The organism is Sporosarcina sp. P16b, from assembly GCF_002743065.1.
Classification (GTDB): Bacteria; Bacillota; Bacilli; order Bacillales_A; family Planococcaceae; genus Sporosarcina.
Genome location: NZ_PDYO01000006.1, coordinates 86,611 through 104,921, shown reverse-complemented (window position 1 = coordinate 104,921; position 18,311 = coordinate 86,611). Strand labels below are relative to the sequence as shown.

Here is an 18,311-nt window from a genome sequence, read left to right as displayed (position 1 = left end):
TTACAACGCTCTTTAACTAATTCACTTCCATTGATAGTAGTACCTTCAATAAGCTTTATATACTTGATGGACATTCATCTGGTGTTTGATTATATTGTTAAGTTGAATTCAACAACACATCAATAAGGTCATATTATTCCTATACTAATGGGACGCAGAGCACGAAAAAGCCTCTCTATAATATGTAGGAGAGTTCATTCATTCCAGACAATAAAATCAGATTCACAGTGGAATACTGCGAAGCCGGATTTTTATCGTACAGTAGATGCGGCAATTCCTAATCGTTCACGTTCAATCCCACTAAGCTTATGCATATATTAACGGAAACAAAACATGACAAATGCATGCATTTGGGCTTGGGTTATGTAATAAACAAACCATGGAATGGAAGGTAATTAGTCATGAATCGCAATAATTACTTCATTCAATCCCAAAATCTTTCGAAACACCATTCTGCCACGTTCATTGGAATACGGATCCACTAATAGACTACCTGTAAGCTACTTCAGTAGTCTCCTCCATCATTGACTTATATGTCATGTCCTCAGGGCCACTTATATCGATAGATTGTAGCGCCGGTTCATAGTCCAGTATTAATGAACTTAATGATTTCATCACATTATCCAATGCTGTAGGTTGTGTATTAGAGCATGTCCATTTAGGTAAAATCATTACGGGGAGACGTCTAACTAGCTTCGATAAAATTGGAAAGAAGAACCTTTTGGACCGACTATCACCCCTGCACGTAATATGGCAACAGCTACAACCAATTTCTTTTCTGCCATACAGCCACACACTCTCCTGTACGCATACAATAAAATCATTCTATTTAAGATTCTTATAAGCCTATTTATTTAAATAACACTATTTAAAGCAATAGGCTTTGCTTTTTATATAAAAAGTATTTATACTAGTAGAAGAACGATGAAAACTATATGTGTTTTTTTAGTTTTCATTCTGTATACAGGGATAGGAGTACGATAAATGAAAGCACGTATTATGAAGGCTTTCCTTGAAGAAGTTCATGAGAAAAGTATGAAGTTCACAATGGATGATTTAGCCAAAAGACTGGGTATTAGCAAACGGACTTTGTATGAACACTTTTCTTCCAAAACAGAAATTTTAGATGCGATTATAGACTCAACATTACAGGAGTTCGACGAAAAAACCGATAGGATTATGAACGACCAAGAACTACCTCTTGTAGATAAGATTAAGAAAGTCATTACAGTCATTCCGAAATACAATGATTTTTATAACTGGCAAATTCTTGATCAGATGAAAAAAACGCATCCCGAACAATGGGAACGCGTCCACGCAGCACTTAATGAATGGGATGAACTCCGCGAATTGATTGAACAAGGAATTTATGAAGGAATCATTGCAGATCAAAACGTAGAGTTACTGATGAAGTTGATCATAGATGCAACGAACTCCACGCTTGATCGAAAGTTTTTCTATGAAAATCGTATGACTGTAACCGAAGCACTGGATTCCATAGTGGATATTCTGTTGTTTGGGTTTATTATAAAGCGATGAATAAATAAACTGATAAAACAAAAATAGTTTTACCGTTTTACACAAAATTGAAAGCGAGATGGAATTATGAGCCTCCACGCGAGTGAGGTAACGAATGAAAATTGGCAAGATGTCGCCTATTTATCCGTACACGAAAACCAAAAGAACTTTATTGAAAGCAATTCATTTTCACTAGCACAATCACAATTCGAACCAGAATGGAAGTCCATTGGATTATATGATGGAGAAGATTTAGTCGGTTATGCAATGCATGGACGTGAGGCAGATACAGGCAATGTATGGCTTGATCGCTTTATGATCGATCAGCATCACCAAGGAAAAGGCTATGCCAGCAGATTCCTAACACTTCTACTTACCAGAATGGAAGAAAAATATCAATGTGACAAGATTTATTTAAGTATTTATCCAGATAATAAAGCAGCGAAACACTTATATGAAAAGTTCGGATTTAAGTTAAATGGACAAATTGATGATTTGGGTGAATTCCCTTGTCTTATCATGGAACTTGACCTTCAAAGGAGTCCTTTGCAATGAGCTTTTCACCCAAGTTAAATCAATTGGATACGGAGCCAGTAGGACGTATCTTTTTGCGTTACTTAATACCGTCAACTATCGGTATGTTGTTGATGGCAATCAATATTGTAGCGGACGGCATCATGGTCGGTAATCGATTAGGTGCAGAAGCATTAGCGGGAGTCGGAATTTCGGCTCCCGTTTATACGATTTTTTTTGCTATTTCCCTATGGATTGGTATAGGTGCCGCCACGAAATACTCGATGGCAATGGGCTCCAAAGATGTGCTGAAAGCTCGTTCGATTTTCACACATGCTATTTTTTCCATTTTCTTATCCACCATTATAGTAGGTTTAACTGCTTTTATTTTTAGGGATCCGTTAGCTTACGCACTGGGAGCCAATACGACTACTTTCCCTTATGTTTCACAATATTTATTTGTCATTCTACTGTTTGGCTTTATCTTTACTGTAGAAAACACGTTTAGCATTTTCGTACGCAACGATGGAGCACCGAATCTGTCAATGACTGGGCTAATTGTGACATCTGTCGTCAACATCGTCCTGAATTATGTATTCTTATTTATTTTTGATTACGGTGTTGCCGGTGCTGCTTCCGCCACCATTATTGCATCATTCATAGGTATGCTAGTACTCGCAACCCACTTCTTAAAAAAGAACAATAACTTGAAACTGATTCGCTTGAAGTTTAATAAAAAGCTGTTTCTAGCCATTCTATTTGTTGGATTTCCAAGCTTCCTTTCCGAGCTAGGGATCTCTTTCTTTACCATTACACATAATATCGCGTTCGAACGGATGGCCGGCACGGAAGGTGTTGCGGCCTTCTCTATTTTGAACTATGTACACAGTGTCATGCTCATGCTGTTCCTTGGAATGGGTGGTGCGATTCAGCCACTTATCAGTTATTATCAAGGCTCCGGCAACCAGGCAAGGATGAGGGAAACTATAAAAAAGGCCACTCTCACCGTTGTCATTGCAGGTGCTGTGTTCTTCCTTGTCGGTCAATTCGCGGCAGGCCCTATCGTATCGATCTTCGGGGACTTCCCACAAGCCGTAAGAGATTTGGCTACTACAGGAATTAATCTATTTTTCTTCGCTTATTTATTCACAGGTACGAACTTTGTGATGATGACATATTATCAGTCTATCGGCAATGTACGGATGGCAATTTGGATCACTGCTTCTCGCGAAATTATCATTATGTTGATTTTCTTGATGATTTTACCCCACTTCTTTGGATTGAACGGTATTTGGTTGTCCATTCCAGCCTCTGAGTTTGTCGTATTTGTTGGTGTCTACTTATATCAAAGAAAAGCTCCTCGACATTCGTTAATTGGCTAGATTTTAAACCATAGAACGAGACGGAAACATAAATCGTTGTTCCAAGTAGCGTGTTCCTTAGGATTAGGGTCTGTTCGTGATGTAGTAGAGGATGCTGTCCTATTTTTGTTCCTTTCATAAATAAGAGTGATATACTAAAAGGGCAACTGAATATCGTGTTAGAGATAGGTGCGTTTATTTTTCTTAAACGCTTAAAAGGGAAATCGGTGAAAAACCGATGCTGTCCCGCAACTGTGAGTTGGAATATAATTCGTTACCACTGTTTCGCTGCAAGGGAAATGGGAAGGTGAATTATATGTCGAAGACGAGCCAGGAGACCTGCCTAGATCAGTACACACCAATACCCTACGCGGATAGGAGGTGTCAAGTGCGGCTTATGAAAAATCATACACAAGCCGACGTACGAAAAAACGGAATCAGGACATTCTTTAGGTGGCTTCGATATAGTTTCTGTCGATCCAACATAAATGTATTTCCTGCCGAACCGTTTAATTCGTCATGGCTTCCCACTTAACATCCTTCCTGGTATATACGGGACGGATGTTTTTTTATGTCAACGAACAATTACACACACGATGAGGAGAATGAATCATGCACAATCAAACAATCGAGGACTTTACAAACTTATTGAAGGACTCACTAATGTCAGGCCGTGTGGGTACTCACTCTACCCCCCTTCCCATATTGGTGAAAGATGTAAAGAAACAAATTTCCGAGGATAGCAGAAATAACTCAACAGAAAAAGTTAAACAATTGGTCAATTTAGATAAAGCATATCAAATCGTAGTAGCCGAATTAGTAGGCAGTAATTAATTCATAATAAAATACCCCTGACCTTGCCGTCAGGGGTATTAATCTGTTATAAACAATCTTTAATCACACGCTTATAATTCAACACGGAAAGCAAACCAAATATAGAATATAGTGCTGTGTAGATTAACATTACGATAATCGTTGGTGTCAGCATTTCAGTACCGAATAAAAACCAGCCGGATTTTACAGCAAAATAGCTGTGTAAGAGACCGACGACTAACGGAATACCAAAGTTAAATAACTGCTTTCGTTGAATCCCTTTTAGTAAATCCGTTTGTGTATAGCCTAATTTACGAAGAATAGTATAGTTCGACTTTTCATCTTCACTTTCGTCCATCTGCTTAAAGTATAGGATACAGCCTGACGTAACAAGGAACGCGAGGCCAAGGAATCCCACGATGAACATGATCATGCCAGCACTTTGCATCTGTTTCGTTCTTTCCTCAAGCTTTGATTCATGTCCTGCCCATTCGTTTATTCCCAACACATTAAATAGTTCATTCGCTTTTTCGAGATCATTTTCATTCTCGATATCCACGCCATGATACTCAGTAAATTCGGGTGTAATGGAAGGATCTTTATCTACATTCATTTTCCGGAATACTTGATCATCCACTACCGCAACAACAAAACCATAAGTTACACGTGTTGGAAGAACTGCTACTCTTTCCGTCCCTTTCAGTGTCAGATTATATACATGCTCTTTGCCTTGGAATACTACTTGCTGATTCCTTTGAAACTTTAAGAATTTTTCCGTCAGACTATCGGAGTTGACGAAGAGCACTCCCTTTTCTGCTACGTCTATCTCCGACAATACTGCATCACTAATGACAATCATCTGTGTATCGGTATAACTCATATCTTGACTTTCTTCACCTGTAAAAGACATAACTCTCGACAAATCAACAGGTATAGTCAATAGATCAATAGCTGACTCTGAAAAGGCTATGTCTTCACTGTCAAGTGTCTGCGTAAATTCCATTGCACGCGTAGTATCAGGAATGGTAAAGTCGGCAGGAATAGTTCGCTGCACTGACTTCTCTACTGAGTAATACGATATATAACTTAATGAAAGTAATGCTATGGATAGTGCAGATAAAGATGTAATAATCATTAATAAAAGAGAATTGGATCTCATCCGAAACATAATCGAAGAGAGTGATAGCACGTCGTTAACGTTCAGATATCCCCCTTTGCGTTTACGAATCAAGTTAAAGATAAAGCTGACAGATCCTTTATAAAATAAATAGGTGCCTACGATCACAGAAGCTAATATGACGATCATCACTAGAAATAGCTGATTTCCAAGAAATACACTACTAAATAATCGGGATGATAAATAATAGCCGGATACAATGAGGAGAATACCGAACACACCGATGATCGCCTGGAATACTGTCATCTTTTTCACCCGCTGTTGTGTCACGGTAGTCACACGGAACAACGACAATATACTTTGACGTTTAATGAATAGTGCATTCATGATCAAAATCAATACAAAGATTGCTGCAAATACGATCAGCGTCTGAAGTAATGCCTCCGAAGAGAAACGCAAAGTCGCAACATCCGTTACACCAGTGACCTTAAATAGAATCAGCATGAGTAATCGTGACATCGAAAACCCTAAGAATATCCCTACAATGAGAGAACCGACGTATAAAACGAAATTCTCCACACTTAAAATACGGAAAACAGTTCCTTTCGTCATCCCAATCAATTGGAATAATCCAATCTCCTTACTGCGTCGTTTAATGAATAGATTGTTAGCATATAGCAAGAATACAGACACAATAACAATCAGAAAAACTGAACCTGATTTAATGGCTGCAGCACCTTTTCTTCCTTCTGTTGCATCGTCCAATGCTGGATCGAATTGCAAAGTCACGAATGAAAAGTACAAGCCTATACTAAAAATCAGCGCAAAGATATACACATAATAATGCTTGAGGTTTTTCTTGATATTACGGAAGATTAGTTGATTAAGCGTCATGTTGCACACCACCCAGCACACCTTGCGTTTTGATTATGTCATTAAAAAATTCATTACGCGTTTGGTCTCCTTTATTCAGTTGCGTATAAATTTGTCCGTCTTTGATGAACACGACACGCTCACTAAAACTTGCGGCGAGAGGATCATGGGTGACCATGACGATAGAGGCATTTCGTTTCGTATTGAGATCACTTAGTTTATTCAATAAATCGGATGCCGCCTTTGAGTCAAGAGCGCCTGTCGGTTCATCCGCAAAAATGATGCTCGGATCATGGATGAATGCTCGTGCGGCAGATGTCCTTTGCTTTTGCCCCCCTGATATTTCATTTGGATATTTAGTAGCGATTTCCGAAATACCCAATTCCTCCGCCACTGCATGAAACTTTTCATTGGCTAATTTTCTAGACACTTTTTGCACGGATAGTGGAAGTAGTATGTTTTCTTTTACTGTTAACGTATCGAGTAGGTTATAGTCCTGAAAGATGAAGCCCAGATGACGTTTTCGAAATTCCGCCATTTGCTTTTCTTTCATGTCGTTGAGATTCTGCCCTTCTATACTGATCGTTCCCTGGCTAACACGATCAATAGATGAAAGCACGTTCAATAGAGTCGTTTTCCCCGAGCCTGATGCCCCCATGATGCTGACGAATTCACCTTTTTGTACTTTGAGGTCCAGCGCACTCAATACTTCTTGTTTATTGAATTTATTGCCGTATGTTTTATAGATTTTTGTTGCTTGTAAAATCACCATGTCTATCACTCCTTGTTCATTCTATCTTAATCAATGTATAGATTTTTCTCCTGCCTTTAATATGACAATTAGAAAAAGCATGTGACGATTATGTCACATGCCTCTACATACGCGCTATACGGATCAATTCATTTTCTTTCGCAAAGATCAAAGAGAACCGCGTACCTTCTCCTACTGTTGAATCTACTTTAAATGTAATCAAAAGGGATTCTGCTACTTGTTTTACTAAGTACAGCCCCATTCCTGTGGCAGCATGATGTTGATGGTTTGCTGTTCCAGTAAAACCTTTATCGAATATGCGAGACAAGTCCCTTGGAGCAATTCCCTGCCCAACATCTTCGATCGATAGCGTGATGATTCCATCCTTACTAGTACTCCGGATACTTATGTCCGAATCCTCGCTGTATTTCACCGCATTCGTCAGCAATTGCCTGATAATGAAGCCGAGCCATTTTGCATCAGTCAAAACTTCTTCAGTTTCCAATGATATATCAAAACCAATGCGCTTTTGCATACACCATTGTCTTAACAATTTTATCTCTTGAAATAGCAATTTCTGCACGTCTGTCTTTTCGATATATAAATCATTCCGAATGAAGGGGATGCGCTTTTGATGTAGTTGTTGATCAAGTAATAGATGAATCCGAAGCCACTCGTACATCAACTGTGATCGGAGCGCTAGATCTTCCGTTCGTTCAATCATTAATTGCAACGTTGTCAGAGGTGTTTTTACTTCATGTATCCAATTCAACATGTCATCTTTCTCAAGTTCCAAACTAATTTGCAATCCATTCAACTGGTGTTTAAACACTTGAATTTGTTCGGACATCCTTTCAGAAGTAATGGCTTCGAAAGGACTGTTAGCTTCAGGTATTGCAGTTAGATCGAGTGACGATTCCAACGCATGTAAGTGTTTAAAGAACCTTGTTTCTCTTTCATAACGTATGGTCATAAATATAACGAAAGATAAACAGGAAATGAATGTTATATAGACAGTAGACAAAAATGGAATGCTCGTGTCCAAATAGCCCATTGCCATAACGAGCAGTTGAGAGAAGATGAAGAACAGTATCCAACTAGCACGTTCTTTAAGAAATATTTGGATCATAATTGTTCTTCCTTCGCCATATACCCTTGCCCCACTTTTGTTTCGATCATATCTACTAAGCCGATTTCCGCGATCCGTTTACGCAAACGGTTAACGTTGACTGTCAGCGTATTATCGCTAACAAATCGTTCATCATCCCAAAGGCTCGTAATGATTTCCTCCCTTGATACAATTTCATTCTTTCTTTCTATTAATATTTTCAAGATGTATATTTCATTTTTCGTCAACTCAATAGTTCCTTTTTCATTGGTGAGCGTACCTTTCACAAAATCCACAGCGGCATCACACCACGTTTTCACTTCCAATGTCTGATCGGCACTATAGCTATACACACGGCGTAGGATTGCTTGGATTTTTGCAATCAATACATCAAAATGAAATGGTTTTTGAACGAAATCGTCGGCCCCGAGTTGCATCGACATCACCATATCAGTTGGATGATCCCGTGAAGACAAGAAAATAATTGGGACATTCGAATGCGTTCGGATCATCCGACACCAATGAAATCCATCGAACTTTGGTAATTGGATATCGATGATGACAAGGTCCGGTTTGATTTCTGTGAATTCTTGCAGTACATTTCCAAAATCCTCGATTCCCGCCACAGAGTAAGACCACTGCGTTAAACGTTCTTTTATTTCCTCAAATAATGTCTGATCATCTTCTATTAGCATAATTGTAAACAATGAACTCACCACACTTTTATTTGAAAGAATAAGTTGAAAAAAGCAAAAAAAAGCACTACCTATGTTATAATAGACATGCGAATTTTTTTTAATTTGGGAGAAAGTCCTTTGATTGTTGCCGCAATCCTAGGGCTTTTTCTTTGTTGTAATGCACTCGTTCCGATAATACTTTATAAATAACCCTCAATAATTTATAACCGCAGGCGACCACGGCTTTCATCTTCGATCCCCGAGCGGAAATACGATAATAGAGTGAACTAAAGGCTGGATCCTTCGATCGACCGGCCATCCCACCACTTGCATACAGTGCTGTTTTCAAATATTTATTCCCTTGGGTGGTGCGTGAACTTTTTTTCTTCCCTGCGCTTTCATTAGACCCTGGAGAAACCCCTGCCCAAGAAGCTAAATGTCCAACTGTTGGAAAGGCCTCTACATTTGGGTCAATTTCTCCTAAAATAACAGCGGCACTCTGTTGTTTCACACCAGGGATTTCCATCAGCAGCGCGTACTCTTCCGGAAAGTACTCCAAAATATAGCGTTCAATGTCTTCCTCTATCTGCTTGATCTTTCGTGAATAAAAATGATATTCCTCGAAAGAATCTTCCAATAATCGACGATTGATCCTACTTAGTTTCCCATCCATCGCGGTCAATAAATAGTCGGAGTAAGGCTTGTCCTGTCTTTGAAAAAATATCCGACAAGTAGCCAGTGAGTTTAATATTGGATCGTTGAAGCACATTGTGTAGTTCGTTTTTGGCCTGCGTTCGTTTTTGCATGTAGGACTGTCTGCGCCTCGTCAGTAATCGCAATTCCATCACTTCGAAGTCGGGAATATACGAAGCCTGAATAAGACCATAACGACCCAACTGGGCAATCCATTCAGCGTTTTTCATATCTGTTTTTCGTCCAGGAACATTCTTAAGATGTTGAGGATTGGCAAGTGTAATATGAAACGGAGCTATAGAAATTTTATTTCCACGTTCTCAGACATAATCGGCTGATCGCTCGTGGTAAGAAGCTCATCCAGTTTTTATACAGGTTCGGCAAAACCCATTAAACGTACGAAGTTGTATTACCTATCTTCATTATACTGGACGTGCTACCTTTCCGTCATGGCAGAGATTGCGAAGCAGTCATATAGTTTCTTATGCGCTATTAGTTTATCTTATATTCACACATAATGAAAATAACCCAGTTGAACAGATACTACATCTGTTCAACTGGGCTACTAGTAAACTCTGATTAATTCTTTTCAACGACATCAAGTTCCGTCCAATCAAATTCACCGTTTCGAATCTTTTGACGACGTTCCTTTGTAATATAATCACGCTCGGGATCTTTATGGTAATCTCCAACCTTTTTAGGATCACCTTCGGGGCGATCATGTGATAACACAAACGCAGCTAAATCGGCAGCCTCTTGATCAGTCAGCGTACCTGCCTGACCTTTAGGCATATTGTTTTGAATGTAACCTGTTGCTTTATTGATACGGTTAATACCTGCTGCTTCATTAAATGAACCATCACCCCAAAGTGCCGGACCTGTATGGTCACTTGTACCTGAACCATCTCCTGCATGACAAGAAATACAGTTTTTAGCTGTAAACAGTTGCTGACCGTTTTCGACATCTGGTTCAGGAATTGAATCTTTATTGTTATTCATTCTCCATGTAATATCCTCATCCGTCTTTACATCTTTTGAGATGAACGTCAAATATTCAACCATCGCCTTCATTTCCTCACTGCCTTGCTCAAGTTCCGCTCCATTCATACTGCGGATAAAACACCCATTGACACGATCTTCAATCGTCGTCCATTTTCCATGATGCTCTTGCGGATATTTCAAAGTCACTCCGACCATCGGTGAATTTGCTGACAGTCCGCCATCTCCATGACAGCTGATACAAGACAGACTATTACCCACGTTTTCAGGAAGTAAAGCATTCGTATTATCAAAAAGTTCTTTCCCTCGTTCGATTTTTGTAGTTTTTGGATCATCAGGGTCTAGGTTTTGTAAGTTTTCGCGGATATCTGCTTCGCTATATCCTTTGTCTTGGCCACATGCACTTAAGATTATCAGTAACAATAATAGCATTGTGCCGACTGATTTGCGTATATACACCAATATATCCCCCCTTACATTACATGCTCTAGTAATCACGTACCCGTTTCTACATTTGATATAACAACTTTATTCAAAAAATAAATATTTTTCTTTAGTTATGTATCACTAAGCCTTCTATTAAGCCTTATTTTCCATGAAATATCCTTCTCTCTTTATAAATTTAGTAATTCTATGTTTTATTCCAAGTAGACAGGGAAGGGCATTTAAGTAAATAGTATTACATATAGGAAGGAAGTTATGTGAGTGAAAAAAATCCGTTTATTGTTTCCGCTTCTACTACTTTCCGGCTGTTCAAATATCACTGTACTAAATCCTAAAAGTACTACAGGTAAAGATCAGGCTTTTCTAATTTGGCTCGGTTTCGGTATTATGTTTCTAGTGCTTGCAGTTGTGTTTTTTTTACTCGTCAAGATCATCATTACATATCGTTATAAGAAAGAACGGGAACATGATCCCACTAACTATTTGAATGATAAGCAAAAAAGACATCTTCAACTAGCTTGGACAATCATTCCCATTATACTACTCGTCATATTATCTATTCCTGCTCTCTGGATTTCATATCATCAATCCCCAGTGGCTGAAGCTGAATCCCGCCATGAAGGTGTACATATTCATGTTTCCGCCAAACAATTTCAATGGACATTCACTTATGATACGGATAAAACAGAAGAAAACTTACTCATATTACCTGAAGGTGAATCAATCATTCTCCATCTGTCCACAGAAGATGTGATTCACTCATTCTGGGTACCGGAACTTGCGGGAAAAGTTGATTTAATCCCTAACAAGCCTATTGTCAATGAGATTAAAGAGCCTGAAATAGGTGTCTACAAAGGTAAATGCGCCGAGTATTGTGGTATTCAGCACACAAATATGACATTTACTGTTAAGGTTGTTTCCAAAGAAGAATATGAAAACTATATTAATAATTAAGTAAATGGTAGCATCCCGATGTTGCCATTTACGCATACTGTTAGGAGTGAAAACTATTATGCACATCCCACTTTTCGGAAAAACGATCTTTCTGACGATCGATCTGGTCATCGCTTGGAGTCTGCTCATTATCTTGCTTTCTACTGCTATCATTTATGTAGTCAGAAAACATAAGTATCCCGTCATTTGGGAGTACATACGAACAACCAATCATCGGAAAATCGGTACATTGTATATGATATTCGGTTTTCTATTTTTCCTGAGGGCAGGTCTTGACGCCTTACTCATCAGAATGCAACTAGCCTTACCGAATAATAACTTTATGGTCTATCAGTTAGAGAAATATAATGAAACCTTCACGTCACACGGTACTATGATGATCTTTTTCGCAGCAATGCCTTTATTGCTCGGATTAATGAACATAGCCGTACCATTACAAATCGGGGCACGTGATCTAGCATTTCCATTCTTGAATGCATTGTCCCTATGGCTGTTTGTCGCAGGTGGCGTTATGTTCGGTTCAGCCTTTTTCCTCGACAGCTCACCTGCTGTTGGCTGGACAGGCTATGCACCTTATTCAACAGTTCAGTATACACCAGGAGCCGCCACCAACTTCTATGTTTTTGGTATCCAGATTGCAGGCTTCGGTACTTTATTAACCGCGCTGAATATGATTGTCACTATCATCAGGAACCGTGCGCCCGGCATGAAATTAATGCGCATGCCTTTATTTCCTTGGGCTGCTTTAATCACTTCTTTCTTGATCTTGATCGCATTTACAGTACTTGCAATTGCACTGTATTTACTAATGTTCGACCGACTCTTCGGGACGACATTCTTCTCAGGCGAAGATGGTGATCCTGTCTACTGGCAACATTTATTCTGGTTTTTCGGACACCCCGAAGTTTATATTCTGGCATTGCCGGCATTCGGACTGTTCTCGGATATTATCTCGACCTTCTCAAGAAAGAAAGTATTTGGTTATCCAGCAATGGTTGTCTCTTTACTGATGATTGGTGTGTTAGGATTCATGGTCTGGGTACACCATATGTTTACTGTCGGTCTCGGGCCAATCATCAATACGTTTTTCGCTGTGACTACAATGGCCATTGCGATTCCTACAGGTCTGAAAGTATTCAACTGGCTATTTACTATGCGTGGTGGAAAAATTGTGTTTACTGTTCCCATGCTATTTGCCATTGGTTTTATTCCATCGTTCGTTATGGGTGGGGTGACAGGCGTAATGCTCTCACTGACCGCAGCGGATTTTCAATTCCATGACACGCATTTCGTTGTAGCACATTTTCATTACGTCATTTTGGCTTCTACAATCTTAGGGATTTTTGCAGGACTATATTATTGGTATCCCAAAATCACCGGCTTCAAGCTGAACGAAACATTAGGGAAATGGCATTTTTGGTTATTCCTCGCAGGTTATCACATGACATTCTTGCCAATGCACATCACGGGTTTACAAGGAATGCCTCGTCGGGTCTACACGTATGGTTCAGATGAAGGTATCACCGCTTTAAACTTTACAAGTACGATTGGTGCATTCCTGATGGGGATCAGCATCATCGTTTTCATAATCAATATCGTAAGAACCACTCGCCACGCCCAGCCGGCAGGAAACGATCCATGGAATGGTAGGACCCTAGAGTGGAGTGTCGCCTCTCCATCGCCTGAAGACTCCTTCACACCTATGCCGTTGGTTGAAAGAACAGATGCTTATTGGTATGCAAAGAAACATAACGAAAACATGAAAGTAGCAGAAAATCCTCGTTACGCTCCGATTGCGAAAGATACGGTATTACCATTCCTTATGGCTTTGGCGATATTCGTAACAGGATTCGGTTTGATCTATCAATCTTATTGGATTTCCGCCATTAGTGGCGCTACCATATTCGTTCTATTCATCGTCCGCTCATTCAATGATGAACGGGAATCGGTTTACGGAAGGGGGGATGTAAAATGAATAATGCAGAGACAGCTTTATTTAAAGATAAACAGTTAGGCTTCCTTATCTATCTAGGAGTGGAAGCAATCATGTTCACGGTATTGTTTATCACCTATTTCATTTATACCCCTGCTTCAAGTGGCCCACAACCTTTCGATATTTTCAATTGGAAAACTGTTGTATTGGCTTCAGTCTTCTTACTTTCGAGTAGTGGAACGATTTTCATGGCGGATCGTTATTTAAAGAAGGACAATGGGAAAGCTACAATCATTTGGTTGCTCATCACACTTTTGTTAGGCCTCGCTTTCCTTGGGGTTGAAATCAATGAGTTTGCGTCTTATATTCAGGCAGGCTATACCACAAGAACTAATGTTTTTATGGGTGCTTTTTATGTATTAGTTGGTCTCCACGCAGCCCATGTGGCATTCGGTTGCGGTTGGCTCACGATCATACTTATTCATTTCAAAAGAAAGATTCCATATACCTTGTTTTTAGAGAAGCAAAAGATTTTCTCTTACTACTGGCACTTTGTGGATCTTGTTTGGATCGTGATTTTGGTGATTGTTTACATCCCTTATTTATGAATAAACAGAATAACGCGCTGTTGAAAGTTATTTACACTTTCAACAGCGCATTTTTTATTTCAAATAAAATAACCCACCATTCACCACATCCACCGTAATGCGCGGTTTAAAACGCTCTTCCATCGCTTGCTTCTCCATCTCATAGCACTCAGGTTTCGGTTCCTGTCCCTCATAGAAATAATCTAATACTGCTTGGTCTTTCCTCCATCTCTTTTCCGCTTCCTCCACCCACGTTAGATCTTGACCTTCAATTACTTGAGTGATCACAGTATCCAATCGATCAAGTGCGCGAATAGGCGTGATGATATAAGGTAAGTGAAATACTTGTTCAGACGATTGCTCGGACAAATCCCGCATACCAATAGTCTCTTGAAACTCTTTTACGACAGTACCCGTCATCAAATTGATGCCTAGTGAATACAATATTTCCTTCGTTTGATGGCTGGTGAATGACACTTTATAATTTACACCCACCCACGGAGTTAAAATCCGCTGTTCGTTAGTGTCTACTATGCGCTCGTACATTTTCACATACTGCCCCATCTCTTTGGTCAATCGAAATAATTGATGTAGCCGCGGAGATCCTAGATGAATTACTTCTCCTTTCATCCCGTTTTGCAACTGCTGCATATTTGTAATTAGCGTGAGCTGTGCCGGATTCGGTATTTCATTGACGCTTTCAATATATCTCCAATAAAAAGGGCGGTTCATAATTCGTTTATCCATATCGATGGTTAGTTGCACAGTTAGATAATGTTCATTTCCATGAAGTATTTCACAGTTATTTTCCGTGAAGAATCTGTGAAGATACGTATGGATTTCTGTCGAATGCATACATTCTCCTCCTTCACACAGACTGTTCTTTCATTTCCAAAATATCATCTAGTTCGCCTACAACTTGTTCGAACGTCTCAATCTTTCCTTGTAGCACTTTCACCACATGGTCATCAATCGTTTCTTTTACAGCCAAATTATAAATCTGTACATCGTGTTCTTGTCCTAGTCGATGTACCCGACCAATCCGCTGTTCCAATTTCATTGGATTCCAAGGAAGATCATAATTGATGACGTGATGGCAAAATTGCAGGTTAATCCCCTCTGCTCCAGACTCTGTCGCGATTAATACTTGCGCTTGCTGCTTAAATAAATGCTTAATCCACTCCCGGCTGCTTTTGCTTAACTTACCGTTGAAAATAACATTCGAAATCCCATTCGCATACAGATAGTCACTCAAATATAATTGCGTCATACGATATTCAGTGAAAATAATCACTTTTTCGTTCGCTTGTGCAATCAATTCGGCCGCCTTTTTAGCTTTAGAATGAATCGGCAATTTTTCCAATTGATTGATGACATCTTCCACATAGGAGATTTCTTCCACCTGCTTACATTCCTGCAGTTTCTTCTTCAATGTAACCATTGTGGCGTCGGGGCTACTACACATTTCCCTTTGTAAAGTCATCGTGGAAAATGCATCGGAAAACAGCGGAGATATTTGTTTCAGATTGGATATAGCAGTGTAGGCCTGTCTTTCATTGTCCGTGAATGTGATAGGAACTGTATGAATCTTTCGTGTGGACCATTCCACACCCGTATCCTGCCGCCTATTACGTACCATGACTTGGCTGACTAGCTCTTTTAAATAACTATCTCGCTCTTCATCACGATTTTTAGCAGAAAACACTGAGGAAAACTCCTCATAGTTTCCTAAATGGCCTTGTTTAAGTAACGTCACTAGATAAAACAATTCAAACGTATCATTTTGGATCGGTGTTGCTGTAAGCAATAAACAAAATTTCTTCTTCAAACTTTGTACAAATTCATAACTGATCGTCTGATGATTTTTTAATTTATGCGCTTCATCTACAATAATCAAATCATAATCTTGCGCAAAAATTTTCTCCTTATGCGGACTGCGTTTGGCTGTGTCCATACTCATGACGACTACATCTACATAATCGAGCTCATAATTCTTTTTGTACAACAGCGCAGGGATGTGGAATTTCGTATATAGCTCTTCCACCCATTGATTAACTAGAGAAGCTGGTACTAATATCAGCACTTTTTTCACGAGACCTCGCAGCAAATATTCCTTGATAATCAGACCTGCTTCAATGGTTTTACCAAGCCCGACTTCATCCGCCAAAATCGCTTTACCGTTCATCTGTTCAATCACTCGTTCAGCCGCTTTTATTTGATGAGGTAACGGTTTTACATTTGGTAAGTAAGCAAGTGACTGCAATCCAGTAAAATCAGTAATTAAGTTGTTTTTCGTGATCTCATAGCTCATGTTATACAGCAACGCATTATTCCATGGTTCATGGTTTTCAAGTCGTTGAATAAATCCTTCTTTCCAAGAAGACGATCTTTCAATTAGCATTCCAATCACCTCAACTAGCTTGTATGTTTTGATTAGAATACCCCAAAAATTTAATATTATGATAAACAAAAAAGACCCTTCGCGTACTGAGAGTTTTGGGATTTACATCAATTAAATTTCAAAAGCAATAAAGCTTCCTTCGTCATCAAAATCGGTGATATGAAAGACACGGTCTGAGAATGATTCTGCGACGGCTGTATCTTTCCCTATCGCTAATGTAAGTACTTTGAACTCCTTTTGTTTTTTCTTATCATTGAATTCCGTTAGAAAACATTCGCTAATCTCGTCTTCTCCATCGCTAACAAAAATGACATCTGCATGTTTAAATGTACTGTCATCTATTACTTCAAGGACACCTTGCAGTGACAGTGTAAAGTCTGTTCCGCCACCTAAAAATGTTCTAGCAAGTCGTGCAAATTCATTTGACGTAATCTTACCTTTAGTAAATACTTCTTTTTGAATGGTTGTAGAAAATAATAGAACGCATAAATCCCGGCGTTGTTTCTTGGCGATGGATAGAAGTGCCAAGATGAACCCTTTTGACTGAGTATCAAACAACTTCATACTTCCCGATTGGTCAAGACAAAAAACAATTGGACCTTTGCCAAGATTTTCTCGCTTCTTCTGTTCAAACTGCATGGTGTTTCCTTCCGCAAAGCGCCGCAGAAAATCTTTTTTCGTCGAGTCATTTGAATATAGTCCTAATTCCATCGGGTGGAGACGTTCTATTTCATTTCCAATAGTTACGCCACGTCTCTCTATCGCCTCCACATAGTTCGTCTTCTGCTTTTTCCGCGCCACTTCTTGAAAACGACCAGCCCACTCTGCAATTTCCTGCATTTTTGGATCCATCGCTAGTTGATCTGCTACTGCCAGTTGTTCACGCAATGGTACTTTTTTTAACTCTGCGTCCCCTTTACCGACACTACTCCCGCCCATCAAAGAAATCAGGCTATCTTTTACTTTGATCGATTCTTCAACCGCTTCATCGATCGCTTGCATAAATCGTTCGCCATTCGTTTCAAGTGTTAATTCAAGCTGATCGTTTAACTTATCAGTAGCATCGGCCAGTTCTTGGATAGGTCCATCTTCTATCTCGTCCTGTTGTCGATCCAAATGTACAATCGGCACGTCATTTTGTAGCGCTTTTACAGTTTCCAATTTCTTTAGTAAGTCTTCATCCATAGCCAGTGCTTCCGCTAGCCATTGATTAATTTTCTCAACCAACTTTACGGTACAAACAGTTGCAGCGAGATCATCCAGTCGAGTAAAATTTCTATATCCCTCAAACTTTTCATCTTTCATTAGCTTTTCTATAATGGTTTTATTCGTTTTCAGTGCTGGATCCATTTGCTCAGGTAAAATTCGTGGTTTCATTTTATATAACGATGCCCAAACATCGCCAAGCAACGCTTCTGTAGTAGGTAATTGTCCTTCTTCCCTGACCTTTTGCAAACCGTCTGACATCCCGAACAGTTCTTTAAAGCGTCTTTTATCAAATGCGTCTGTATTCAGTACGGAGCGATGATCTCTAATTATTTTACTTCTTTTCATAGAATATCACTCCTT

The 18,311-nt window shown here is 39.4% G+C and carries 17 protein-coding genes and 1 riboswitch; of the genes, 7 read left to right on the top strand and 10 right to left on the bottom strand.

The window, feature by feature from the left end:
- The first annotated feature begins 984 nt into the window (after window positions 1-984).
- The 4 genes from CSV77_RS09400 to CSV77_RS09385 all read left to right on the top strand — a co-directional run bounded on the left by CSV77_RS09400 (window position 985) and on the right by CSV77_RS09385 (window position 4,226).
- A complete protein-coding gene (locus CSV77_RS09400; protein ID WP_099673206.1) occupies window positions 985-1,539 on the top strand; it encodes a TetR/AcrR family transcriptional regulator in 555 nt (184 codons plus the stop codon).
- A 66-nt stretch (window positions 1,540-1,605) separates the two neighbouring features.
- Window positions 1,606-2,073, top strand: coding sequence for a GNAT family N-acetyltransferase (locus CSV77_RS09395; protein ID WP_099673205.1), 468 nt, complete (start codon window positions 1,606-1,608; stop codon window positions 2,071-2,073).
- The gene (locus tag CSV77_RS09390; RefSeq protein ID WP_099673204.1) at window positions 2,070-3,413 is read left to right on the top strand and encodes an MATE family efflux transporter; all 1,344 of its coding nucleotides are present in this window, start codon (window positions 2,070-2,072) and stop codon (window positions 3,411-3,413) included. The genes CSV77_RS09395 and CSV77_RS09390 overlap by 4 nt, the downstream gene beginning before the upstream one ends.
- A gap of 149 nt (window positions 3,414-3,562) precedes the next feature.
- Window positions 3,563-3,753, top strand: a riboswitch (cobalamin riboswitch).
- Between the two features lie 251 nt (window positions 3,754-4,004).
- On the top strand, window positions 4,005-4,226 hold the full coding sequence (locus CSV77_RS09385; protein WP_099673203.1) for a hypothetical protein: 222 nt from the start codon (window positions 4,005-4,007) through the stop codon (window positions 4,224-4,226).
- 46 nt (window positions 4,227-4,272) lie between these two features.
- On the opposite strand, the gene CSV77_RS09380 is transcribed toward CSV77_RS09385, so the two are convergent.
- The 7 genes from CSV77_RS09380 to CSV77_RS09350 all read right to left on the bottom strand — a co-directional run bounded on the left by CSV77_RS09380 (window position 4,273) and on the right by CSV77_RS09350 (window position 10,882).
- Window positions 4,273-6,216: an ABC transporter permease gene (locus CSV77_RS09380; protein WP_099673202.1), complete on the bottom strand. Its 1,944-nt coding sequence runs from the start codon at window positions 6,214-6,216 to the stop codon at window positions 4,273-4,275.
- Entirely contained in the window at window positions 6,206-6,967 is a 762-nt protein-coding gene (locus CSV77_RS09375; protein WP_099631870.1) for an ABC transporter ATP-binding protein, read from the bottom strand. The genes CSV77_RS09380 and CSV77_RS09375 overlap by 11 nt, the downstream gene beginning before the upstream one ends.
- A gap of 103 nt (window positions 6,968-7,070) precedes the next feature.
- Window positions 7,071-8,075, bottom strand: a complete 1,005-nt coding sequence (locus tag CSV77_RS09370; RefSeq protein ID WP_099673201.1) for a sensor histidine kinase — start codon at window positions 8,073-8,075, stop codon at window positions 7,071-7,073.
- On the bottom strand, window positions 8,072-8,761 hold the full coding sequence (locus CSV77_RS09365) for a response regulator transcription factor (RefSeq protein WP_099631868.1): 690 nt from the start codon (window positions 8,759-8,761) through the stop codon (window positions 8,072-8,074). The genes CSV77_RS09370 and CSV77_RS09365 overlap by 4 nt, the downstream gene beginning before the upstream one ends.
- Before the next feature lie 88 nt (window positions 8,762-8,849).
- Entirely contained in the window at window positions 8,850-9,368 is a 519-nt protein-coding gene (locus CSV77_RS09360) for a transposase (protein ID WP_158232055.1), read from the bottom strand.
- A 16-nt stretch (window positions 9,369-9,384) separates the two neighbouring features.
- Window positions 9,385-9,708: an IS110 family transposase gene (locus CSV77_RS09355; protein ID WP_255407096.1), complete on the bottom strand. Its 324-nt coding sequence runs from the start codon at window positions 9,706-9,708 to the stop codon at window positions 9,385-9,387.
- 295 nt (window positions 9,709-10,003) lie between these two features.
- Entirely contained in the window at window positions 10,004-10,882 is an 879-nt protein-coding gene (locus CSV77_RS09350; RefSeq protein WP_233192608.1) for a c-type cytochrome, read from the bottom strand.
- Window positions 10,883-11,128: 246 nt separating this feature from the next.
- Between CSV77_RS09350 and coxB the strand changes: the two genes are divergently transcribed.
- From coxB to CSV77_RS09335, 3 genes are read left to right on the top strand one after another with little or no spacing between them, the layout of a single operon-like run.
- A complete protein-coding gene (coxB, locus tag CSV77_RS09345; protein ID WP_099673199.1) occupies window positions 11,129-11,821 on the top strand; it encodes a cytochrome c oxidase subunit II in 693 nt (230 codons plus the stop codon).
- A gap of 58 nt (window positions 11,822-11,879) precedes the next feature.
- Entirely contained in the window at window positions 11,880-13,796 is a 1,917-nt protein-coding gene (locus CSV77_RS09340) for a cytochrome c oxidase subunit I (RefSeq protein ID WP_099673198.1), read from the top strand.
- Window positions 13,793-14,362 carry a cytochrome c oxidase subunit 3 gene (locus tag CSV77_RS09335; RefSeq protein ID WP_099673197.1) on the top strand — a complete coding sequence of 190 codons (570 nt, stop codon included), beginning with the start codon at window positions 13,793-13,795 and terminating at the stop codon, window positions 14,360-14,362. The genes CSV77_RS09340 and CSV77_RS09335 overlap by 4 nt, the downstream gene beginning before the upstream one ends.
- A gap of 54 nt (window positions 14,363-14,416) precedes the next feature.
- Here CSV77_RS09335 and CSV77_RS09330 read toward each other — a convergent pair whose 3' ends face one another.
- The 3 genes from CSV77_RS09330 to CSV77_RS09320 form a co-directional block, all read right to left on the bottom strand.
- Window positions 14,417-15,196 carry a YqhG family protein gene (locus CSV77_RS09330; RefSeq protein ID WP_099673196.1) on the bottom strand — a complete coding sequence of 260 codons (780 nt, stop codon included), beginning with the start codon at window positions 15,194-15,196 and terminating at the stop codon, window positions 14,417-14,419.
- A 13-nt stretch (window positions 15,197-15,209) separates the two neighbouring features.
- Window positions 15,210-16,742, bottom strand: a complete 1,533-nt coding sequence (locus CSV77_RS09325; RefSeq protein WP_099673195.1) for a DEAD/DEAH box helicase — start codon at window positions 16,740-16,742, stop codon at window positions 15,210-15,212.
- A gap of 111 nt (window positions 16,743-16,853) precedes the next feature.
- Window positions 16,854-18,296: a VWA domain-containing protein gene (locus CSV77_RS09320; RefSeq protein WP_099673194.1), complete on the bottom strand. Its 1,443-nt coding sequence runs from the start codon at window positions 18,294-18,296 to the stop codon at window positions 16,854-16,856.
- Window positions 18,297-18,311 lie beyond the last annotated feature (15 nt).